Annotated in this window: 20 protein-coding genes; 7 read left to right on the plus strand and 13 right to left on the minus strand. The window is 63.2% G+C overall.

What is annotated here, in order from left to right:
- Positions 1-48: 48 nt before the first annotated feature.
- Both KG088_RS08105 and KG088_RS08110 read left to right on the plus strand, forming a co-directional pair.
- Positions 49-747, plus strand: a complete 699-nt coding sequence (locus KG088_RS08105) for a pirin family protein (RefSeq protein ID WP_213825008.1) — start codon at positions 49-51, stop codon at positions 745-747.
- Between the two features lie 81 nt (positions 748-828).
- Positions 829-1,602, plus strand: coding sequence for a DUF1499 domain-containing protein (locus tag KG088_RS08110; RefSeq protein WP_213825009.1), 774 nt, complete (start codon positions 829-831; stop codon positions 1,600-1,602).
- A gap of 33 nt (positions 1,603-1,635) precedes the next feature.
- Here the strand turns inward: KG088_RS08110 and KG088_RS08115 are convergent, their stop codons facing one another.
- From KG088_RS08115 to KG088_RS08150, 8 genes are read right to left on the minus strand one after another with little or no spacing between them, the layout of a single operon-like run.
- Entirely contained in the window at positions 1,636-2,133 is a 498-nt protein-coding gene (locus tag KG088_RS08115; RefSeq protein WP_213825010.1) for a metallophosphoesterase family protein, read from the minus strand.
- An 11-nt stretch (positions 2,134-2,144) separates the two neighbouring features.
- A complete protein-coding gene (locus KG088_RS08120) occupies positions 2,145-2,540 on the minus strand; it encodes a hypothetical protein (protein ID WP_213825011.1) in 396 nt (131 codons plus the stop codon).
- 55 nt (positions 2,541-2,595) lie between these two features.
- Positions 2,596-2,940, minus strand: coding sequence for a Na+/H+ antiporter subunit G (locus KG088_RS08125; RefSeq protein ID WP_213825012.1), 345 nt, complete (start codon positions 2,938-2,940; stop codon positions 2,596-2,598).
- The gene (locus KG088_RS08130; RefSeq protein ID WP_213825013.1) at positions 2,937-3,206 is read right to left on the minus strand and encodes a K+/H+ antiporter subunit F; all 270 of its coding nucleotides are present in this window, start codon (positions 3,204-3,206) and stop codon (positions 2,937-2,939) included. The genes KG088_RS08125 and KG088_RS08130 overlap by 4 nt, the downstream gene beginning before the upstream one ends.
- Positions 3,203-3,736 (minus strand): Na+/H+ antiporter subunit E, encoded by a 534-nt coding sequence (locus KG088_RS08135; RefSeq protein WP_319941405.1) that lies wholly within the window; start codon positions 3,734-3,736, stop codon positions 3,203-3,205. The genes KG088_RS08130 and KG088_RS08135 overlap by 4 nt, the downstream gene beginning before the upstream one ends.
- A complete protein-coding gene (locus KG088_RS08140; protein ID WP_213825014.1) occupies positions 3,733-5,256 on the minus strand; it encodes a monovalent cation/H+ antiporter subunit D in 1,524 nt (507 codons plus the stop codon). Before KG088_RS08140 ends, KG088_RS08135 begins: the two co-directional genes overlap by 4 nt.
- Positions 5,253-5,591, minus strand: a complete 339-nt coding sequence (locus KG088_RS08145) for a Na+/H+ antiporter subunit C (protein WP_213825015.1) — start codon at positions 5,589-5,591, stop codon at positions 5,253-5,255. The genes KG088_RS08140 and KG088_RS08145 overlap by 4 nt, the downstream gene beginning before the upstream one ends.
- Positions 5,591-8,383, minus strand: a complete 2,793-nt coding sequence (locus KG088_RS08150; RefSeq protein WP_213825016.1) for a monovalent cation/H+ antiporter subunit A — start codon at positions 8,381-8,383, stop codon at positions 5,591-5,593. The genes KG088_RS08145 and KG088_RS08150 overlap by 1 nt, the downstream gene beginning before the upstream one ends.
- 193 nt (positions 8,384-8,576) lie before the next feature.
- Between KG088_RS08150 and arfB the strand changes: the two genes are divergently transcribed.
- Positions 8,577-8,990 carry an alternative ribosome rescue aminoacyl-tRNA hydrolase ArfB gene (gene arfB / locus KG088_RS08155; protein WP_213825017.1) on the plus strand — a complete coding sequence of 138 codons (414 nt, stop codon included), beginning with the start codon at positions 8,577-8,579 and terminating at the stop codon, positions 8,988-8,990.
- A gap of 18 nt (positions 8,991-9,008) precedes the next feature.
- Here the strand turns inward: arfB and KG088_RS08160 are convergent, their stop codons facing one another.
- A complete protein-coding gene (locus KG088_RS08160; protein WP_213825018.1) occupies positions 9,009-10,052 on the minus strand; it encodes a proline racemase family protein in 1,044 nt (347 codons plus the stop codon).
- A gap of 84 nt (positions 10,053-10,136) precedes the next feature.
- A complete protein-coding gene (locus KG088_RS08165; protein ID WP_213825019.1) occupies positions 10,137-11,312 on the minus strand; it encodes a zinc-binding dehydrogenase in 1,176 nt (391 codons plus the stop codon).
- Positions 11,313-11,561: 249 nt separating this feature from the next.
- Here KG088_RS08165 and KG088_RS08170 point away from each other — a divergent pair, with 249 nt between their 5' ends.
- Complete coding sequence (locus KG088_RS08170) at positions 11,562-12,002, plus strand: phasin family protein (protein ID WP_213825020.1); 441 nt, start codon at positions 11,562-11,564, stop codon at positions 12,000-12,002.
- A gap of 143 nt (positions 12,003-12,145) precedes the next feature.
- On the opposite strand, the gene KG088_RS08175 is transcribed toward KG088_RS08170, so the two are convergent.
- Positions 12,146-13,114, minus strand: a complete 969-nt coding sequence (locus KG088_RS08175) for a magnesium transporter CorA family protein (protein WP_213825021.1) — start codon at positions 13,112-13,114, stop codon at positions 12,146-12,148.
- 92 nt (positions 13,115-13,206) lie between these two features.
- Between KG088_RS08175 and chrA the strand changes: the two genes are divergently transcribed.
- Positions 13,207-14,400, plus strand: coding sequence for a chromate efflux transporter (gene chrA, locus KG088_RS08180; RefSeq protein WP_213825022.1), 1,194 nt, complete (start codon positions 13,207-13,209; stop codon positions 14,398-14,400).
- Positions 14,401-14,411: 11 nt separating this feature from the next.
- Here chrA and KG088_RS08185 read toward each other — a convergent pair whose 3' ends face one another.
- Complete coding sequence (locus KG088_RS08185; protein WP_213825023.1) at positions 14,412-15,347, minus strand: alpha/beta hydrolase; 936 nt, start codon at positions 15,345-15,347, stop codon at positions 14,412-14,414.
- A 166-nt stretch (positions 15,348-15,513) separates the two neighbouring features.
- Between KG088_RS08185 and KG088_RS08190 the strand changes: the two genes are divergently transcribed.
- Positions 15,514-16,530, plus strand: coding sequence for an acyltransferase family protein (locus KG088_RS08190; RefSeq protein WP_213825024.1), 1,017 nt, complete (start codon positions 15,514-15,516; stop codon positions 16,528-16,530).
- A 6-nt stretch (positions 16,531-16,536) separates the two neighbouring features.
- Here the strand turns inward: KG088_RS08190 and KG088_RS08195 are convergent, their stop codons facing one another.
- Positions 16,537-17,244: a DUF3581 domain-containing protein gene (locus KG088_RS08195; RefSeq protein WP_213825025.1), complete on the minus strand. Its 708-nt coding sequence runs from the start codon at positions 17,242-17,244 to the stop codon at positions 16,537-16,539.
- Positions 17,245-17,356: 112 nt separating this feature from the next.
- On the opposite strand from KG088_RS08195, the gene KG088_RS08200 reads away from it, so the two are divergent.
- Complete coding sequence (locus KG088_RS08200; protein ID WP_213825026.1) at positions 17,357-20,851, plus strand: hypothetical protein; 3,495 nt, start codon at positions 17,357-17,359, stop codon at positions 20,849-20,851.
- Positions 20,852-20,989: the final 138 nt, after the last annotated feature.

Here is a 20,989-nt window from a genome sequence, read left to right on the forward strand (position 1 = left end):
CATGCTGAGAGGTATCGTCAGCACGCGAACTTTCTTCAGGAGACCTGCATGTTTCAGATCCGCCATGCACACGAGCGGGGACACGCCGATCACGGCTGGCTCGAGAGTTACCATACGTTCTCGTTCGCCGACTACCACGACCCGGCGTTCATGGGCTTCGGCCCGCTGCGCGTGATCAACGAGGATCGGGTACAGCCCGGCCAGGGCTTCGGCACGCACAGCCATCGCGACATGGAGATCATCTCCTACGTGCTGGATGGCGGGCTGGCTCACAAGGACAGCCTCGGCAACGGCTCGACGATCCGGCCGGGCGATGTCCAGCGTCTCTCGGCGGGCACCGGCATCACCCACAGCGAGTTCAACGGCTCCGACAAAGAGCGAGTGCATTTCCTGCAGATCTGGCTTCATCCCGAGCGCCGGGGCCTGCCGCCGAGCTACGAGGAGCGACGCTTTCCGGAACAGGAGAAGACCGACCGCCTGCGCCTCGTCGCCTCCCGGGACGGCCGCGAGGCGTCTTTGGTGGTCCACCAGGACCTGGATCTCTACGCGACGCGGCTCACCGAAGGGATCGAAGTCGAGCACCAGACCACGCCCGACCGCAAGGTCTGGATTCAGGTGGCCCATGGCTCGCTTGAGGTCAACGGCCAAGCTCTCGAGGCGGGCGACGGCATGGCGATCACCGACGAGGCGCGTATCGTGATACAGGCGACCTCGCCGGCCGAGGCGCTGCTTTTCGACATGGGCTAACCGGCTCGTGCCGGCGCCCGGCATTGAGCTCACCCCTGCGCCCTCCCCTGACCGTTCACCCGTTTTTTGCGAGGAACCGGCATGACCACAAGCCGTCACAACGCTCCCCCCCGAGGTAAATGGCTCGCCTTCCGCATCACCCTGATCGGAGTGATTCTCGCCGCCGTTGCGGCCCTGTCGATGGCCGGCGCCGGCCCCGCCTATCGCACCGAGCTGCTCTCCCTGGGCGACGCCTTCAGCATGCTGCGCTACGGCGCTTACATCGCCATCGGCGCCGCGGCGGTGGGGCTTGTCGCGCTGATCATCGCCGCGCTGTACCGACGCTTGAGACCCGCCCTGCTCAGCGCTCTGGTGATCATCGCCAGCCTCACTATGGTAGCCGTGCCCTGGATGCACCTGCAGCGCGCCCAGTCGGTGCCGCCGATCCATGACATCACCACGGATACCAACGACCCGCCCGCCTTCGAAACACTGGCCGCGGCGCGCGAAGCCGCGCCCAATGCCGTGGCCTACCCCGGTGAGGCGACCGCCCGACAACAGCGTGAGTCCTATCCGGATATCCAATCATGGGAGATCGACGCCCCGCTCCCCCACGTCCTTGAGGCCGCTGAAGCCGAAGCACGCGAGGCGGGCTGGGAAATCGCCTCGGTCACCGACGACACCATCGAAGCCACCGCCACCACCACCTGGTTCGGCTTCAAGGACGACGTGGTGATACGCCTGAGCGAGACGAGCGACGGGGTACGCGTAGATATGCGCTCCGCCTCGCGTCTCGGCGGCAGTGACGTGGGCACGAATGCGGCGCGAATTCGGGCGTACCTGGCGGCATTGGCACAGCGCGTCGAGTCGACGTGACGCAGCGTCGAGCTATTGATCAGCGGACCTGGCTCAGAACGGCAAATAAAGGATCACCCCGCGCAGCCCGCGCGCATCGGCCCATAGCTTGCCGAGGGTGATCGGCAACGAGAAGCGCCGCTTGCCGGCCGCGCCGGGGTTAAACAACAGCTTCCCGTCCCGCCATTCGCAACGCGGCTTGTGCGAATGACCGTGAAGCACGGCGTCGCAGGCCGTGCGGGGGTCGTAATCGGCGAGCCGGTGGACCAGATGTAGCCGCCAGCCGTTGACCACCAGGTCCAGGGTCTCGGGAAGGCGCTCGGCCCAGGCCGCGGTGTCGATATTGCCGCGCACGGTGTAGAGCGGCGCGATCGCTTCCAGGCGCTGGAGAAGGCACTCATCGTTTTCGCGGTGACCTACATCGCCGAGATGCAGGATCACTTCACAGTCGGCCAGCAGGCCCAGCGCCTCGTCGCGCAGCAGGCCATGGGTATCGGCGATCACCCCGATCGGCGAGGCGATTGAGAGTGAAGCAATGGCGGATGAAGCCATCGAGTGCTGGCTCATGTTGGCAGACCGCCATGTCCGCGATGTCGGAGGGCCTCTGCAAACTCACGCCGGTAGGCGGCGGCTTGCTCGCTCGGCTGCACCGGGAAGCGGCCCAGTTCGACGGCCAGCTCGAAGAAGCCCGCGGCGGGTACGCCCTCCCCACGGCGGCTGACCACCAATGCCGCTACGAACGCTCGCCCCTCACGGGCGTCCTCACGCATCAGCGTCTCGAGGGCCATGGCGACACGTTGAATGGTGCCGGGCGGGCGCAGCCCGAGGGCGGTAGCCAACTGCTGGTAGGTCAGCGGCAGCTGCGCCTCGGGGGTCGTCACGAGCGTCTGCCGGACCCGCTCGGCCAGCGAGGCGGGGTTGCCAGTGTCGGTGTCGGTTTCCGTCAGAGTGTCATTCATCGTGTCTGCAGGCCTGGGCTGATGGGCGCGTTCCTGGCCGTGTTAATGGTCTCGTTCAGGGGCTCGGCGGGTTTCGAGTGCGGGTGACGCATTTGAGGTGCCGCCGCAAGGCGGCCTTGGCCATCATGTGGGCACTGACCGGCGCGGTGGCGAACAGGAACATCGTGACCAGCGCTTCCTGGATGGAGACCCCACCCTGCTGGTGGCTGAAATACAGCAGCGAACCAATCAGGGTGCAGCCCACGCCCAGCGTGCTGGCCTTGGTGGGGCCATGCAGGCGCATGAACAGGTCGGGAAGTTTCGCCAGGCCCCAGGAGCCGACAAGCGCCACGACGGCACCGAACAACAAAAATACGGCAATCACCAGCTCCAGTAGCCAGGGTATATCGATAGCGTTCATTCGATGACATCCCCCCGCAGCAGGTACTTGGTCATGGCGACGGTGCCGACAAACCCCATCAGCGCGATCAGCAGCGCCAATTCGAACAGAATGCCCAGGCCCATGCGGATATCCGCCAGCACGATCAAGGCGATGCTGTTGATCATCAGGGTATCGAGGGCCAGGATCCGATCGACGATGTCCGGTCCGATGACTAACCGATAGAGATTCAACAAGGCGCCGAGCGCGAACAGCGTCAAGGCAATCGGTATGACGGTGGAAATCATCGCAGGATATCCTTCAGCGGTTGTTCATAGCGTTGCTTGATGCCGGCGATGGTGGCGGCTTCATCTTCAAGATGCAGCGCATGGACCAGCAGCGTATGCGCCTCGGCATCGTAATGGGCCGACACCGTCCCCGGCGTCAGGGAGATCGTGCTGGCCAGGATGGTGATGGCAAACTCGTCGTCAAGCTCCAGCGGATAGCGGAAGAATCCCGGTTGCAGGTGTCGCTCGGGGCGAAGAATGCGCACAGCGACAATCAGGTTGGACCAGAAGATATCCACCAGCAGCAACAGCACATAGCGCAATACCCGCCCGGGACGCTTGATCCTGGAGCGCTCCGGCCAGAAAGGATGGGTGACGAAGGGAATCACCACGCCCAGCACCAGCCCCAGCAGCAAGTGAGCGACGGTAAAGCGATTGAGCAGCAGCCAGAGCAGCGCCAGGAACAGCGAAAAGAGCGGCCGAGGCAGCCAGAACTGCCGAGACATCATGTCTCGAGACAGCAAGCGTCGAGAATGCGGCTTCGGGGTCACGGCATCACTTCCTTGGTGAGACGGGCCGATTCCGGCAGCACCGCGTCGATATAGGCGTGCGGAGCCAGCAACTGCTCTGCCGTCAGTTCAAGATAGTTGATCACCGGCTCGCCAAGGACCGACAGGCCGGCGCTGACGGTGATCATCAGGCACACCAGCCATACACAGACCCGGTCCAGTGGGCGCGGCGCGGCCATCGTTCCCGGCCGCCAGAACCAGCCGCTACCGGCGCGGCTGACCGCGACAAGGATCAGCAGGGCCGCCGCCAGCAGCACGCCCCACAGCCAGAATCCCTGCGGCTGGCCTGACGTGGCCTGCAGGATCCACAGCTTGCTGATAAAGCCACTGAAGGGTGGCAAGCCCGCCATGCTGATCGCCGCGATGAAGAAGACGCTGCCCAGCAGCCAGCGATGTCCCATGGGGGCGATGTCCGAGAAGCGGTCGTAGCCCTGTTCCCGCTGCTGGCCCAGCAGATCGGCCAGCAGGAAGAACACGGCGGTCATGCAGGTGCTGTGAATCAGATAAAACAGCGCGGCGCCTAGAGTGGCGGCGGTGACGAAGCTGATTGTCGCCAGCAGCGTGCCGACGGACAGAATCACCAGGTAGGCCGTCATGGTACGCAGGCTCGCCGAGCCCAGCGCGCCGATGCCCCCGAGTCCCAGGGTAAGCAGCGCCAGCGGCCAAAGCCAGCCCCAGGCGACCTGGTTGGCCGGGCTTTCGCCCAGGCCGAACACCAGCAGGAACACCCGCAGGATGGCGTAGATGCCGACCTTGGTCATGATGGCGAACAGCGCCGCCACCGGCGCGCTCGAGGCAGAGTAGGCGCGCGGCAGCCAGAACAGCAGGGGCAGGACAGCGGCCTTGATGCCGAACACCACCAGCAGCAGCATGCTGGCGGCAGACAGCAATGGTTGCCCTGCCACGGGTGTCGCCGCGACCGCCAGCGCCAGGTCGGCCATGTTCAGCGTGCCGGTGAGGCCATAGAGGGTGCCCAGCGCCAGCAGGAAAAGCGCGGAACTCACCAGGTTGATGATCACATAATGCAGTCCGGCGCGACTGCGCGCCCGGCCACCGCCATGTAATAGCAGCGCATAGGAGGCGATCAGCAGGATCTCGAAGAACACGAAGAGGTTGAACAGGTCGCCAGTCAGGAAGGCTCCATTGATCCCGGCCAGCTGGAACTGGAACAGCGCGTGGAAATGCGCGCCCTGCCGGTCGATGCCGCGGCTGGCATACAGCACGCAGAAAAGACTCAGCCCCGCGGTCAGCAACAGCATGATGGCGCTGAGCCGGTCGAGCACCAGCACGATCCCGAACGGGGCCGTCCAGTCGCCGAGGTGATAGAGCGTGAGCTCGCCTGAGCCGGCGGTGTTGACGGCCCACAGCCCCAGCAGGGTCAGCACCAGGGTGCTGGCGATGCTCACCAGTCGCTGCACCCCGACCGGCGTCGGATAGAGCAGCAGCAGGCTCGCCCCGGTCAGCAGCGGAATGAGGATGGGCAGAATTACCAGATGCGTCACGGCCGATCCTCATCGGGGTTTTCCCCGTCCACATGGTCGTTGCGCAGTTCAACCGCGGCCTTGAGAGCCAGCACTACCACGAAGGCAGTCATCGCAAAGCCGATGACGATGGCGGTGAGCACCAGCGCCTGGGGCAGCGGGTCAGCCGAATGATCCGCGAGGCCGACGATCGCCGGGGCACTGGTGGCAAGACGCCCCGAGGCAAACAGATAAAGGTTCACGGCATGCGACAGCAGGGTCAGGCCGAGGATCACCGAGAAGGTCCGGGCGCGCAGCAACAGGTAGATTCCGCAGCCGGTGAGCACCCCCAGGGTAAGGGCATACAAGAGCTCCATCAGCCGACCTCCTTGCCGGGCCCGGAAACGGTCATCAACTTGCCCAGATTGGCCAGGATCAGCAGCGTAGCGCCCACCACAGTGGTATAGACCCCCAGGTCGAAGAGCATCGCCGTGGCCAGTTCGAATTCGCCGACCAGCGGCCAGTCGAAATGCCCGAACGCAGAGGTCAGGAAGGGCCGACCGAACACCCAACTCCCCAGGCCGGTGGAGGTGGCGATCAGCACCCCGCCGCCTATCAACGGCCGGAAGTGCGTAAGCATGCGCTCCTGCGCCCACACCAGACCGCCCGACATGTACTGCAGCGTCAACGCGACGGCAGTGATCAACCCGGCGATAAAGCCGCCCCCGGGCAGGTTGTGCCCGCGCAGGAAGATATACGCCGACACCAGCAGGGCGATCGGCAGCACCAGCCTGGCGATCATACTCAGCATGATCGGATGGGGCTCGGCGACCCAGTGGCCAGCACTGGAGTCAGCGACCCGCTCCTTGAGATGCAGATCGCGGGTGAAGGCATAGACCGCCACCGCGGCGATCCCCAGCACGGTGATCTCGCCGAGCGTATCGAAGCCGCGAAAGTCCACCAGGATCACGTTGACCACATTGGTCCCGCCGCCGCCCGGCACACTATTGGCAAGAAAGAACGCGGCGATGCTTTCGTGCGGCCGCGTCAGGATGGCGAAGCTCAGCGTCGCGATGCCGGCCCCGACGAGTCCGGCAATCAATATATCGCGGCCGAAACGGGGTCCCGACGACTCCCTGGGCGACTGCTGTGGCAGGAAAGACAGCGCCAGCATCATGATCACCACGGCCATGACTTCCACCGACAGCTGGGTCAGGGCCAGATCCGGGGCCGAGAAACGAGCAAACGTCAGAGTAACGAACAGCCCTGTCACGCCCAACAGCAGCAGCGCCAGTAGCCGGGAATGATGGAACAGCACGACCCCGATCGCGGACAGGCATAGCACTCCGGCAGCCACCGCCGTCAGCGGATCGACCGCCGTGAGCGGCAAGGGGCCGCGCCAGTCCGGCAGTCGGATCAATTCTAGCCCCACCAGAATCACCGCCGTGACGAGGAGGAACATCAGGTAGCGTTGTAGGGAGCCGTTTTCCAGTTGGTAGACGCGGCGCTGCGACAGTTCGATGACCCAGCGCATGATCCAGTCGAAAATCTCCTTGGCGTCCACCTCCGGCAGGCGGGCGTGAAAACGGAACAGCGGCTTGCGGATGCAATAGAACAGCAGGCCACCGGCCATCGCCAACAGGCTCATCACCAAGGGTAGCGTTGCGCCGAGCTGGCCGAAGTCGTACTGCGGCAGGACGGTCTGGCGAGCGGCCAGTACTGCGGGGTGCAACAGCCACCGATAGGCCTCGGCCGGCATCAGGCCGATTACGAGGCTCAGCACGGCGAGCAGCGCGATGGGCGACAGCGCCGGGTAACGCGGCTCCCGGGGTGGCCAGACCGGCAGATCGATCGGTTTGCCGTTGAAATAGACGTTATGGAAGATACGAATCGAGTAGGCCACGGAAAACAGGCCCGCCAACGTCACCCAGACCGGAATCACCGTCACGGCCCAGTCGGGCGTGGTCAGTTGCAGGCTCTCGCTGAACAGCATCTTCTTGCTCAGGTAGCCGCTCATCAGCGGCAAGCCGGCCATGGCGGCCGCGGGGATGGCGGAAAGCCCCATCAGCACCGGCATGAAACGCCACATGCCATTGATGTTGCGCATGTCCCGCGTACCGGTAGCCTGATCCACATACCCCGCCATCATGAACAGCGGCGCCTTGAACAAGGCATGACACACCAGATGAAAGAGCGCGGCCGCCATCGCCATGGGGGTTCCCAGACCCAGCAGCAGGGTGATCAGCCCCAGATGGGACACGGTGGAATAGGCCAGCAGCCCTTTCATGTCATGCATGAACATGGCAACAAACGCCCCGACCATCAGCGTCAGCATGCCGGTCACGGTGACCAGTCCGAACCACAGCTCGGTATCCGCGAGCGCCGGATGCAGTCGCGCCATCAGGAACAGGCCGGCCTTGACCATGGTGGCGCTGTGCAAATAGGCCGACACCGGCGTGGGTGCCGACATCGCATGGGGTAGCCAGAGATGAAACGGGAACTGGGCAGACTTGGTGAAGGCGCCGAGCAGGACCAGGCCCAGGATCAACCCGTAGTGGTCATGGTCCCGGAGCATCGGCCCCGCGGCCAGCACGTTGGTCAGCTGGTAGCTGCCCACCGCCTGGCCGAGCAGCACCAGCCCCGCGAGCAGCATCAGGCCACCGCCGCCGGTGATCACCAGCGACATCCGCGCGCCCCGCCGTGCGCCCTGGCTGTCGGTATTGAAGCCGATGAGCAGGAAGGACACCAGGCTGGTCAGCTCCCAGAACACCAGCATGAACAGCAGGTTTTCCGACAGTACAATGCCCAGCATGGCCGCCATGAACAGCAATATGAGCGTATAGAAGCGGCCAGCGCCGGACTTGCCGGCGAAGTAGTACCGCGCGTACCACACGATCAGGCAGCCGATGCCGGTGATCAGCATGGCGAATAACCAGCTGAGGCCATCGAGGCGAAAGCTGAACGCGAGCCCCAGCGAGGGAATCCAGGCCAGCCGCTGCACCTGGGTGTCGCCCGCCAGCACCTCGGGGAGCCACGCCAGCAAGAGGACGAAGCTCAGTACCGCGGGTAGCGCCGCCATCAGTGCCAGATTACGTGAGGTCCCTTCACGCTGCCAGGCGGCCAGGCAGGCACCCAGCAGGGGGATCAGAATGATAAGTCCAAGCTCCATGTGGATTCTTTTAGCTGTTGGGTCGTAAGGGCGAAGGCGCGCCGCCCGCCGTAGGGCGCAAAACCGTGCCCGCGCGACTCGGAAGGATCCGATCCTGCATATGCCCTACAATACGCGTTCGATCGTCGCTATCTATTGGTCAAAAGCCTTAAACGGCGGCGCGCATCACCTCAGGACGAAGACGAGACACACCATGCTTACCATTTCCAACACGGTGGAACTGGGCGACTGGGAAATCGACATCAGCCAGATCCGCGCCCAGGGATCGGGCGGGCAGAACGTCAACAAGGTCGCCTCGGCGGTGCACCTGCGGTTCGATATCCCCAATTCCAGCCTGCCGCCCTTCTACAAGGCGCGACTGATGGCGCTGTCCGACCAGCGCATCAGCAAGGAAGGCATCGTCATCATCAAGGCGCAGAGCTTTCGCACGCTGGAATTGAACAAGGAAGATGCGCTGAATCGCCTCAAGGCGCTGATCCGAAGCGCCGCGAAGCAACACAAGACTCGCCGGCCCACCAAGCCGACGAAGGGTTCACAGCGTCGCCGGGTGGATAACAAGACCCGCAAGGGCAAGACCAAGGCGCTACGCGGCAAGGTGTCGACCTGAGGTACCTGCTGACCCCGCTCAGTCGGAGTGACTGCTGCTGAGGATGTGATGCAGGCCATCGCAGTCCACCAGCGAGTCCTCGCAGTTGACGACGATATCGGAACGCGCCAGCACATAGCTCTTGCCAGTGATGGTGTTTTCCACCACCCGATGGCTGCCCTCACGGTGTAAGCCGGTCAACTCGCCAATGAAGCCCGTTTCGCGCAGCGAGACGGTTTCAAGCTTGTCGCCCTTGTGCAGACGGCCCTCGTAGTGCATTAGTGCCAGGCGCGCCGAGGTGCCGGTGCCGGTGGTACTGCGACAGATCACGCCCGGGTGCACGTAGGTCGTCGACCGCGAGCGATAGAAATGATCGGAGACCTGCTCGACCGGCCCCATGAAATGCAGGAACGGCAGCGGTCCCACATCGCCCAGGGTGTAGTGAGAAAAGCCCTTCTCGGCTTGAATCGCCTCGACGATCGCGTAGGCGCAATCGCTCAGGCGGCGCTCTTCCTCCCTGATCAACGAGAACCCCAACTCGGTGGCGTCCACCAAGGCATAGAAGCCACCGCTGTAGGCGATGCTGTAGGTCACGTCGCCCACGTTAGGCACATGAATGCTGTCTCGGTAGGTGTCGATGTAGCTCGGCAGGCCCTCGCAGGTGATCGCCTCGACCACACCGTTCTCGACCAGGGCCTCGATCTGCACCAGCCCGGCCGGGGATTCGAGCATGAAGCGCTGACGCCCTTCCTGCTTGGGCACGATGCCGCTTTCCAGCACCGCCGTGGCGGTACAGATGGTGTTGGAGCCGGAGTAGATGGGATAGCCCATCACCTCCATGATGATGTAGCCCGTTTCGGCCCTCGGGTCGGTGGCGGGCACGATCAGGTCCACCGACATCTCGGGTATTCCATAGGGCTCGTCCAGCAACAGCTTGCGCAGGCCGTCGGCGTCGTCGCGCAGGTATTCCATCTGCTGCCTGACCGTCGCGCCAGGCAGCGGGTCGATGCCGCCGACCACGATGCGGCTGACATCGCCTCCGGCATGGGTATCGATCAGTTGCAGCGTCAGTTCATTACGCATCGAAGTCCTTAACGGGGTTAACAGAGTGTCCATAACGGGCGTTTCAAAGCCTTATAGCAGGCGATAGCCGGTAAAACAGAGCCCTCAGCGAGCGTTAGCGGATAATGAATAGGGCGCGCCGTGTTCCTGCCACTGCGAATCCGGCACGATCACGATCTTGCCAAGGTAGTTGCTGCCACGATTGACGAAGTAGGTTTCGGCCTCGTGCAGGTCGGAAAGCTTGAAAGCGGCGTGCAGGACTGGCTTCAACTGGCCGGCGCGGATCCAGGTTACCAGTTGCTCGGCCTCTTCACGGGTGCCGTGCGAGACGCCGAAGATCTGCACCTGGTAAAGATAGATACGTGTCCACATGATCTCGCTGACGTTACCGCCACTGGCCCCGGCGATGCTCAACCGTGGATAGCTCTCGCGGCTCGCCATGTCGAAGATCATGGCGTCGATGAAGCGATCGGTCATCTCGCCGCCGACCAGGTCCATCACGGCATCGAAAGGACGGCCGTCGGTCAGCTCGCGCACCTTGTCGGTGAAATCGTCCATGGAGGAGCGATCCAGCACGGCTTCGGCGCCGAGCTCGAGCAATGCCGTGGCCTTGTCCGGCTGGCTGAGCGCATAGGGTATCGCGCCCATGATCCGGCACAGCTGGATCAGTGCCGTACCCACCCCGCCGCTGGCGCCGGTAACCAGTATCCGCTCGCCGGCCTTCACGCCGGCCGACGTCAGCATGTGCAGCGCCGTCTGGTAGGAACACATGCCCATGGCGGCGAGTTCGGCATCGCCGAGCTCGGGATTTTCCACCCGATGGAACTGCTCCGAAGGCACGGCGATATATTCGGCGTACCCGCCATCAGTGCCATGACCGTAGTAATCGGGCCTAAGATTGATGTCGCGCCGCGCATCGGCATAAAGGTTGAAGTCCAGCAGACCGCGATGCCCGATGCGCTCGACATCCACGCCCTCACCAACGGCGACCACGCGCCCGGCCACGTCGGCACCCTGGATACGTGGAAAGCTCAGCGTCGGTGTGCCCCCCATGGCGAATGAGGCCACCTCGCCCTTGTCCTTGGTGGGATAGAGCCCTTCGCGCGCCTTGCGATCGGTATTGTTCTTTGCTGTCGCCGTCACCTGCACCAGTACCTCGCCCTCGGCGGGCCGGGGCGTAGGCACGTCCTGCCGATAGACGAGCTTGTCGAGGCCGCCATGACCGGTCAACAGCATGGCTGCCATGGTCTCGGGAATAGTATTGGGCGTATCGGATGCCATCTGCTGCCTCCTTGCGTTGGCCAGTGTCTCTAGGCGTGACAATAGCAAACTTTGCCCCGCTCAACAGGGTGCCTCGGGCGCCGGTAAAGGCTTGAGGCAAGAAGATCCTGCGCTTTCCTGGAGAAATTCGACCCCTTCATGTTGCACTGCACCAATTCCTTTGCTATTGTGCATTGCAACAGAGACGAGGAAGGCATCGGGAGACACCCAGGGCCTTCTAGATATTTAGAACCCTCAGGAGGGTCAATCATGCAAAACTTCGACACCAAGCAGATCACCGAGCAGTTTGAATCCATGTTCTTCGCTCCGGCTCGTGCCTACGCTGAGCTTTCCGTGAATTACACCGAGAAGCTGATCAACGCCCAGCTCGACGCTGGCAAGGCTTACTCCGACACCAGCCTGGCCCAGCTGCGCAACCTCATGAACGTCAAGGATGCCGAAGGCCTCCGCGACTACATGGAAGGCCAGCAGCAAGTCGCCAAGGACCTGACCGAGCGCCTGAAAGGCGATGCCGAGAAGGTTGTGGCCCTGCAGCAGGACTTCGTCAAGGACAGCCAGAAACTGACCGAAGAGAACGTCAAGCAGAGCCAGAAGCTTGCCGAAGAGAACGTCGAGAAGACCCGGAAGGCTGCCGAGAGCAACGTCAAGCAGGCGACCGACACCGCCGCCAAGACTGCCAAAACAGCCTGACCCAGGCGCCGGCCATGCCGGTGCGCTGAGAGGGTAACGCCAAGAGCCGCCGATCGATGATCGGCGGCTCTTTCGTTGATAACCCCTTTCTTGATGAACGTCCTGTTCATCAACATCCATCAAGCCAGGCTGGCGCCATGCGCTCAGAGCCAGCGCTTGCGCCGGAACAACCACAGTAGCCCCAGCCCGATAGCCAGCATCAGCCCCATTAACATGAAGTACCCATAACGGTAACCGAGCTCGGGCATGTGGGCGAAGTTCATGCCGTAGATGCCGGCGAGGAAGGTCAGCGGCACGAAGATCGCAGTGATGACCGTGAGAACCCGCATGGTGATATTGAGCTGATGCGAAGACAGCGAGATATAGCCGTCGATCAGGTCGCCGCAGATGTCGTAGTACATCTGGGTCAGGCTGTGCAGACGTTCGAAGCGCTCATGCACGTCGTTGATGGCGTGCAGGGTGTCCTCGTTGTCGCGCGGCAGATGCGAGTAGTCGTAGGCGGTAAGCTCCTGAGTGATGCCGACATGGTAGTTGAAGACCCGCCGCATTTTCACCAACCGCGAGCGATAGGCGATGATCCGACGCATCAGGGCGTCGCTTCCCGCATCGATGAGTTCGTCCTCCAGGTCACTGAGTGCGTTCTCGAACTCGAGCAGGCTGTCCAGGTAGAATCCCGCCGAGACGTACATGACCCTGAGCGCGACATGCTCGGGCGAGCGACGCAGTAGCCTGCTGCCCTCGTGCGCCATCAGGCGATCGATGCTCAACGCCGTGCCGGGATGCAGGCTGATGAGAAAGCGCTCGCCAAGAAAGAAGGCGACCTGCTGGGGGACGAAGTTGAGCTCGGCATCGAACGAGGAAATCCCCCGATAAAGAATCAGGGTATGCTGCTCGAACTCCTCGATCTTGGGCGGATGACGTTCGCGATGGGCGTCGTCGATGGCCAGTGGGTGGCAACCGAACGCCTCCAGCAGCTCCCGCTCGCGTGCCTGTGGCTCGCCCTGAAGGTCGATCCATAGCTGGCTGTCGGGGGTCTCGCGCCAGCGCGCGAGCAGCTCCTCTCCCCCTTGGGTCACCTCGCCATCGTTGTCGAGCAGTAGCGTGCGTATCATCGTTTGGTCATCCTCGGACGAGACAATGACTGGCAAGATACGCAAGCGCTTGAGCTTTGCCCAGTTTTCTCCTTTTCACATGGAGACGCGACATGCCCGACCACCGCCGCAGAATCGGCGAGATCTTTCGTGCCTTCCTGTTGCTGGGCCTGACTTCCTTCGGAGGGCCCATCGCGCATCTGGGGTATTTTCGCGGCGAGTTCGTCGCCCGGCGACAGTGGCTGGACGAGAAGGCCTACGCGGATCTAGTGGCGCTCTGCCAGTTTCTTCCCGGTCCGGCGAGCAGCCAGGTAGGCTTCGCCCTGGGGCTGATGCGCGGCGGACCAATCGGCGCGCTGGCCGCCTGGGTGGCGTTCACCCTACCCTCAGCGCTGTTGTTGGTGCTGTTCGCCATGGGCGCGGCAAGTTTCGAGGGCCCGCTGGGCAGCGCCTTGCTGCATGGCCTGAAGATCGTGGCCGTGGCCATCGTCGCGCATGCGGTGTGGGGTATGGCGCGCCAGCTCTGCCCGGATCGGCCGCGCGCCACCATCGCCATCGCAGCGGTGTTACTGGTGATTGGCGTGGGCGGTGCCCTGGGGCAGGTCACGGCGATTCTGATGGGTGGACTGGCCGGTCTCTGGTGCTGCCGCGACGGCGCCGTTGGTGATGCGGACACCCTGGCCATGCCGATCTCGAAACGCGTCGGCATGATCTGCCTGGCGATCTTTGCGGCGTTACTGGTCGGTTTGCCGCTGCTGGTGATGGCCGGGGCCGGCCAGGGCCTGGTAGTGGTCGATGCGTTTTATCGCGCCGGGGCGCTGGTGTTCGGCGGCGGCCATGTGGTGTTGCCGCTGCTGGAAGCGGAGACGGTGCAATCGGGGTGGATGAGCGCCGACGACTTCCTGGCCGGTTACGGTGCCGCCCAGGCGGTGCCGGGACCGCTGTTCACCTTCGCCGCCTACCTGGGGACGTTCGTTGAAGGTGGTGGGATGATCACCGCCCTGCTGGCGTTGCTGGTCATCTTCATCCCCGGCTTCTTGTTGCTGCTGGCCGCCCTGCCGTTCTGGCACGAGCTGCGTGCCCGGCCAGGCATCCAGGCGGGGCTGCGGGGCGCCAATGCGGCCGTGGTCGGTCTGCTGGGGGCGGCGCTGTATGACCCGGTGTGGACGAGCGCGATCCTTGGCCGGGCGGAGTTCGCCCTGGCGCTGGTCGGCTTTGCGTTACTGAGCGTATGGAAGCTGCCGCCGTGGATGGTGGTGCTGGTCTGCGCGCTGGGCGGCATGCTGCTCGGCGTGGGTGATACCTGAACGCCTCAGCATTATTGCGCTGGCGTTGAGGACACCAGCGTCTGGGTATCGCTCTGGCTATCGTCCGGTGTGTCGTCGCCTTCAAGCGTCACCGGTCCATTGAGGTAGCGGAACATGAAATCAAATCCACGCGGCAGGCTGGCCCGCCACACGCGCCAGGTGTGCCCACCCGGCAACACGTCCATGGAGACCTGGCCCGGCTGGTACGGGTCCAGTGAACGCTTCAGCAGGCGCGCGTGATGCTCGGTGTTGAACCTGTCACGATGGCCCGCCGTGAGGTAGAGAGGAACGATGATGTCCTTTGCCAGGTAATCGTCGAGATGGGCAGTGTAATTGCGCTGTTCCCAGAGGTCTTGATCGAACTCGCCATCACGTTCGAAGGCTGGGTGATACCAGGCCGAGGAGTCGGCGGGAGGCAGCGGATGATAGATCGCCGGGCTGAAGGCCGCCGCCGCCCCGAAGCGCTCGGGGTGCTCGAGGGCGAAGTTCACCGCGCCGAAGCCACCCGCCGAGAGGCCCGCCACCCCCCGCCATTCCCGCTTGGCCACCACATGCCAGCTACTCTCGACATGCGGAATCAAATCTTCCAGAAACGCGGTGCGGGCCTGCTCATTGACGCCATCGATCCACCAGCTCTGGCTGCCGGGCATGACGATGAGCGACGGGGGAATCACCCCTCGACGGATCAGCCGGTCGACCTTCAGACGCAGGCGACCACCGCGTGCCCAGTCGGTTTCGCTGCCGAAAGAGCCGTGCAGCAGGTAGATCACCGGATAGGCCTGATGAGATACCGCATAGCCTTCAGGCAGATAGATGGTGTAGGGGTAATCGCGCCCGAGGGTTTCCGAGAAGAATGCTTGCTCGCTGATCTGCCCCGCGGCCTTCGCCTGGCCCGCTTGGAACAACCCGAACAGGGCAAGCGCGATAACGCTGAATTTCATCGACATCTGCCTTCTCCATGTGACCATCCGCAACCAGCGGACGGCGCAATACGGGTGAGAGGGAATTCATGAGCTATCGCGCGGTCAGACGCCCCGTCAGGGTGGTGAGTTCCCTTAGGCCAACGGCCGGCCGGCTGGTGCCTGGCGTATACCCTGAAGGTCTGGAGACCCCATGAAACGCATCGAGGAAATTTATTGGCTACGTTTTTACGGTTGCCTGGCGGTGTTCGTCTTCCACCTGATTCAGCGCGTCGAGCAGAACTACGCTCCACACCTAGCCCTGGACCTGGCGTTCATTCCCACCGTGCTCGGCACCCCGATTTTCATCTTCATCTCGATTTTTCTGTTCTCCGCGCGTTATGGCAACGATGTTCCACATAACTTCCTTGCCAGTCGACTCAAGTACGTGATGGTGCCCTATGTCGTCTATGGCCTGATCTACTCCCTCGCCGAGTATCTGCGGCTTTACGCTGACGATGCGCGAGTGGGGTTTATCGACCACATGATCGAATATCTGGTCTTCGCCGGCTGGCACGGTTATTTCTTGATCATTGCCATGCAATTCTACGTGCTGTTCTGGCTTTACAATCGGCTCCACCTTCAACGCTATCTCCCCGCCGGACCTTGCTTGCTGATCAGTGCGGTGATCAGCATTGCCTACTGGGCCTTCTGGCGCTGGCAGTCCATCGAGCCACCGGGCTACCTGCACTGGATCGCGCCGGTGGGTTGGCTCTATCTGTTCTTTCTGGCACTGTTGGTAGTCAAGTATTATCCGGCACTACAGGCGCAGCCGTGGATTCGCCGCTTCTCGCATCCTGGCTGGTTGATCGCCATGGTGGCCGGCATCGTGATGTTCACTCTGCGCGGCGAGCTTGCCTATTCCTCGAAGGAAACCTGGGTCGTGCCCCTGTTCATTCTCTCGCTGTTATGGGCGATGAACTGGCTGGCCGGAAGGAAGGCCAGTCCTTTGGTCAAAAAGGTCAACGAGAACTCCTTCGGCATCTATCTCGCCCACCCGCTGTTTTTCTCGGTGGTGGACTTCGTCACCTGGCAGGTGGCGCTTCCGCTATGGCTCTATGTCCTCGCGCTTGCAGTAGTCGGCATGGGCGGATCGATACTCCTCAACAACCTCGCCAATCAGGCTGACTGGAGCAGCATGCTGCTGGGCAAACGCCTGCGAGTGGTCTGACGGGGGTTATCCCTCGAAGGCCGCCTTGAGGCGATAGAATTCGGCGACGATGGCCGCCATGGCGTCGGCGTCGTAATCGCAAAGACCACTGACCACCAGTTTCTTGCTTCCCCTGCCGATCGACTCACCCCCGGCCTGGATACGAAAATCGAGCAAGGCATCCGCCCGCTTGCCGATCACTTCCATGGACGAATCCGCCAGCTCCAGCCCCGGCGAGGGGGCATCCAGCCGGTCCAGTGAGAACCCCATGCTGTCGTAGATCACCAGGGGCCGTCGCGGGTTGAACATGACCTGCTTGTCTTCCATTAAGGGCTTGAGATAGTGAGGGAAGTTCTTGCCCGAAAAGGCCACGTAACAGCGCGTGAAGGCTTCTACGACCGCTTCGTCATGGGTAATTTCGCCGCTTCGTTCGACTTCCAGGCAGCATTTCCCGGCCTCATCGACAACGCGGATCTTGCCGTCGTCACCCTCACGAAAGCTCAGCAGTGTGCCGTCACCCACCATGCTGAGGAAACGAAAGCTCATGCGCTGGGCGAGGCCGTAGTGGGCCAGCACCAGAGCGAACAGCAGATCGCCTGGCACGCAGAACCGCCGTGCTTCCGGGTTATGGATGGGGTTGTAGTCACCGGCGATGCGCTTGGCAAAGAGGCTCGCCTGCTGAGCGGAAATGCGAATACGCCCCTCTACAGGGGTATGAAAATCATCGAGAAACATGTGCTTGGTGCTGCCTTGAATCGCCGGAATGTGCAAATGATGCCATAAAAATCCGCAGCAACGCAGACCGACCTGCCTGTACCATGACCTGACGTCGTTTTTCGGGTACCGCATGCCGACCTCGCACGCTAACAAGCCGTCCCGTCATCGCCCCCGTTCTTGCTTACGGCGGCGCCTGGCCTGGCTTCTCGCCCTGCCGTTGCTGTTGATTCTCGGCTACCTGGCCGTGGCTAACTGGCTACTCAACAGTGACTGGGCACAGGACCGGCTGGCCGAACACAACGACTTGTCGCTTCGCTGGGGGTCGGGCTGGAGTTGGCTGCCCGGACGTCTCGAGGTCGAGTCATTGCGCCTGCAACGCGAAGACGCCGGCCCCGCCTTACTGTTGGAGGCAGCGCAAGCCGAACTGGAGGTGTCGCTTCTGGCGCTGTTGACGGGGCGTTTGATGATCGACACCTTCACTGCAGACAAGTTAGGCACCCTGGCCTACGGCGTTCATCGTCTGGAAGGGGAAGGAAGTGGCCGGGTCGAGCTGTCGGGATTGAGCCTGGCGCAGGGACAGTTGGCCATCGAGCGCTTGGCCCTTAGGCTCGACGAGGCCGAGGTGCAACGCGGCAACGCGGTGCTGGCCAGCGACATCCGACTCGACGCCGAGCTCCAGCTCGCCCCATTCCGCCCGGGCGATACGTCGGGTATGGCGTTGACTCGCTTCTTGAGTGGTGACCTGTCGCTCGAGGCCAGCGCCGATGCCTGGGATGTCTTCGAGCCCTATCTGCGCGAACTCGACTGGCTGGCGCTGGCTGGACATGGTGACCTCAGCGGTCAGCTGAGGATCGAGCAGGGCGTACTGGCGCCGGGCAGCGAACTGGTGCTGGATTCGCCGTCGCTATGGGTGGAACTGGATGAGCGGCGATTGCTCTCGCCGCCCGGCCACCAACAGACCGACGAGATACGCTGGACGGTTGCCAATGAGGCCCCAGAGTCTCACCGCCTGATCGGTGCCGGCCGTATCATCAGCCGTGTCGAGTCGGGCGACCACGGGCCGACGGCGACGCTCGCCGTGATCCTCGATGACATGACCATGCAGCGGGCTGGGCTGCCCGGCGATTTCATGACCAGCGAGCGCTTCGCGCTGTACGCCCGTCTACCAGGTGCCGATCTGGCCGGGGCTCCGCGCCGACTTGAGTCAGCCCGCCTCGAGTGGAAAGGGGCACGTCTGCCTGATGTGGGCCAGCTCTCACACTACCTGCCCGAGGGTGGCCCCCTGTCCCTGCAAAGCGGCAGCGCGCGTCTGGAAGGGAAACTCAACTACCGGGATGACGCACTCGATGGGCACTTCCGTCTGGCGGGCAATGAGGTAGATCTGACGCTGCTGGGCCAACCACTGCTCGGCGAGCTGACACTGGACCTGGCGCTGGCCGAGCTGGATCCGCAGAAACGACGCCTGGATCTGTCAGGCACTCGGCTGAAGGTTTCCGCCCGTGGCGAGGTCGATACGCTACCCCTGACCACCGAGCTCACCCTGGAAGATGCTCGCCTGGAGACGACTGAGCCGCTGGCCAACCTGGTCGGCACCAGCGGGCCGCCCGCGCTGGATGGACGAATCGCCCTGCGCGGGCATATCGGACACCTGAGCGTGCTGGACGATTTTCTGGTGGATGCAGTGAATGGTCATGGCCTGCGTCTGGAAGGCGGCGGCGAGCTCGCCGCCAGCCTGCAGGTATCGGGTGGCCGAGTCACTTCGGGCAGCCAACTGGCCGTGGAGACAGACTCGCTGCGTGTCAGTGTCCTCGACCTCGCCGCCTGGGGCCAAGGCAGCCTTACCGCCACCTGGCTCGATACCTTGCAAGGCCCGCAGGCCCGCCTTGAGGCCCACCTCGAAGATTCGCAGGTGGCTCGCCTCTCCGACTCGCAACTGCTGATGCGCGGCGGCCGGCTCAACCTGATCGCGGAAAGTCGAGAGTTTAGCCTGACGGCACCGCTGGCATCACCGCGGATATCGCTAAACTGGCAGGACGCAGAAATGCCGGATATCACCGCGCTCCAGGCCTATATACCACCGGCGGCATCGGTTGAGCTGCTTTCTGGACAAGCGGCGACCACCGGGCGAATCGTCACCGAGGCGGGCCTGTTACGTGGTCGACTCGAGCTGACAGGTCGGCGTATCGCGACACGGGTCATGGAAGAATCGCTGGTCAGCGAACTGGACCTGGATCTGGTGATCCGCGAAGGCCAGCTCGACGGCAGCCAACTGGACCTCACAGGGACACGGCTCAACATGCAGGCAGCCGAGGCGAGCAGCATGGGCGAAGAGCGGCTGCAGACCCTGATCATTGCCCGGCGTGCCCGGGTAGGTCCACTGTCGCTTCCAGGCCAGACCGACCCTGCCACCGGACTCAACGGCCGGCTGGAGCTGGAGGGGATGGTCGCCAACCTGGGCATGCTCGACGCCTTCCTGCCGGAGGTGCATGGCTTGACCTTGCAGGGTAGTGGCCGCTTCAGAGCCGACATGCGCCTTGCCGACGACCACCTGCTGCCGGAAAGCTCACTGCGGGTAGAGGCCGACGACCTCGCGGTCGGCTTCCTGGATTTCAATGCTGAGGGGCGAGGCACCCTGGAAGCGGTTTTCGACGGCGATGACCAGACACCTGGAGCGCGACTAGACCTTACTCTGCCCCACTTCGCCCTGCGCCGCCAGGATGAGCAGGACGCTTACGTTACCGGCCGCCACTTCCATCTTGAGACCCATACCTCGCGTTTCGGTATCGACGCCGAGGCCCGATCGTTGGATCACTTCACGACGCGGATTCGACTGCCGATTGCCGAGGTCGCTGACCTCTCGCGCTATAACGCCTACTTGCCGGACGATGCAGGCATCGAACTGCTGGATGGCCGAGCCAACCTGGAGGTGGACCTCCGCCTGGAAGGAAAGCAGGCCCGCGGAGAAATCACTCTGCAGGCCTTCGGTGCGGCGCTGCGGCTGGGCGAGCAGCAACTATCCGGCGATCTACGACTCGACGCGCAACTGCGCGATGGCAACCTGACCCATCGCCGCTTCGATGCCTCTGGGTCCCAGTTGCGGCTCGACAATGTCCAGCGCCGCGATACCGACAGCCAAGAGGTCGGCTGGTGGGCCCGACTGACCCTGATCGATGGGCGTCTGGAATGGACGCGTCCGCTCAAGCTGGAGGCCCGAGTCGACATGGCCATGCGCGACAGCGGCCTATTGATACGGCTGTTTCTGGCTCGTGCCAGAGAGTGGGCGTGGCTGGGTCGCCGGCTGACCATCAAGGATCTGCGTGGCGTCGCCGACCTGCGCCTTGGCGATGACACCCTGCAACTGCGCGACGCCCGCTTGTCCGGGGGTGAGCTGGAAATGCTTGCCGACCTGATCTTCAGGGACGAGGCAATCGATGGCGCCCTTTATGCACGTCTGGGCGTTCTGGCCGCTGGCGTGGCGCTCGACAACGGCGACCCCCGGGTACGCCTGCTGCAACCGAGGCAATGGTACGAGGCGAACCGTCCGCCCGAAGCAGCGGCATTGGAATTGACACTGGATAAAGCAACGCCCAGGAAGTGGCAGGAGGCCCTGGACACCCGGCCATGATCGACCGGGCACCTCCAGGAAAGCCCCTGGAAGGAGAGGGGGAAAGCGCGCAGGCCGATACTGCAATGCAACATTTCATGCTAGAGTGTGCGCGATTTTCTCACCATTCTTCCGCCTTCTCTTCGGGACATTTCAGTC

The sequence above is a fragment of the Halomonas jincaotanensis genome (assembly GCF_018448785.1).
Lineage (GTDB): Bacteria > Pseudomonadota > Gammaproteobacteria > Pseudomonadales > Halomonadaceae > Halomonas > Halomonas jincaotanensis.

Excerpts from the sequence above, each read along its gene's own strand:
- KG088_RS08105 (WP_213825008.1), top strand. The coding sequence starts at position 49 with ATGTTTCAGATCCGCCATGCACACGAGCGGGGACACGCCGATCACGGC.
- KG088_RS08110 (WP_213825009.1), top strand. The coding sequence starts at position 829 with ATGACCACAAGCCGTCACAACGCTCCCCCCCGAGGTAAATGGCTCGCC.
- KG088_RS08115 (WP_213825010.1), bottom strand. The coding sequence starts at position 2,133 with ATGGCTTCATCCGCCATTGCTTCACTCTCAATCGCCTCGCCGATCGGG.
- KG088_RS08120 (WP_213825011.1), bottom strand. The coding sequence starts at position 2,540 with ATGAATGACACTCTGACGGAAACCGACACCGACACTGGCAACCCCGCC.
- KG088_RS08125 (WP_213825012.1), bottom strand. The coding sequence starts at position 2,940 with ATGAACGCTATCGATATACCCTGGCTACTGGAGCTGGTGATTGCCGTA.
- KG088_RS08130 (WP_213825013.1), bottom strand. The coding sequence starts at position 3,206 with ATGATTTCCACCGTCATACCGATTGCCTTGACGCTGTTCGCGCTCGGC.
- KG088_RS08145 (WP_213825015.1), bottom strand. The coding sequence starts at position 5,591 with ATGGAGCTCTTGTATGCCCTTACCCTGGGGGTGCTCACCGGCTGCGGA.
- KG088_RS08150 (WP_213825016.1), bottom strand. The coding sequence starts at position 8,383 with ATGGAGCTTGGACTTATCATTCTGATCCCCCTGCTGGGTGCCTGCCTG.
- arfB (WP_213825017.1), top strand. The coding sequence starts at position 8,577 with ATGCTTACCATTTCCAACACGGTGGAACTGGGCGACTGGGAAATCGAC.
- KG088_RS08160 (WP_213825018.1), bottom strand. The coding sequence starts at position 10,052 with ATGCGTAATGAACTGACGCTGCAACTGATCGATACCCATGCCGGAGGC.
- KG088_RS08165 (WP_213825019.1), bottom strand. The coding sequence starts at position 11,312 with ATGGCATCCGATACGCCCAATACTATTCCCGAGACCATGGCAGCCATG.
- KG088_RS08170 (WP_213825020.1), top strand. The coding sequence starts at position 11,562 with ATGCAAAACTTCGACACCAAGCAGATCACCGAGCAGTTTGAATCCATG.
- KG088_RS08175 (WP_213825021.1), bottom strand. The coding sequence starts at position 13,114 with ATGATACGCACGCTACTGCTCGACAACGATGGCGAGGTGACCCAAGGG.
- chrA (WP_213825022.1), top strand. The coding sequence starts at position 13,207 with ATGCCCGACCACCGCCGCAGAATCGGCGAGATCTTTCGTGCCTTCCTG.
- KG088_RS08185 (WP_213825023.1), bottom strand. The coding sequence starts at position 15,347 with ATGTCGATGAAATTCAGCGTTATCGCGCTTGCCCTGTTCGGGTTGTTC.
- KG088_RS08190 (WP_213825024.1), top strand. The coding sequence starts at position 15,514 with ATGAAACGCATCGAGGAAATTTATTGGCTACGTTTTTACGGTTGCCTG.
- KG088_RS08195 (WP_213825025.1), bottom strand. The coding sequence starts at position 17,244 with ATGTTTCTCGATGATTTTCATACCCCTGTAGAGGGGCGTATTCGCATT.
- KG088_RS08200 (WP_213825026.1), top strand. The coding sequence starts at position 17,357 with ATGCCGACCTCGCACGCTAACAAGCCGTCCCGTCATCGCCCCCGTTCT.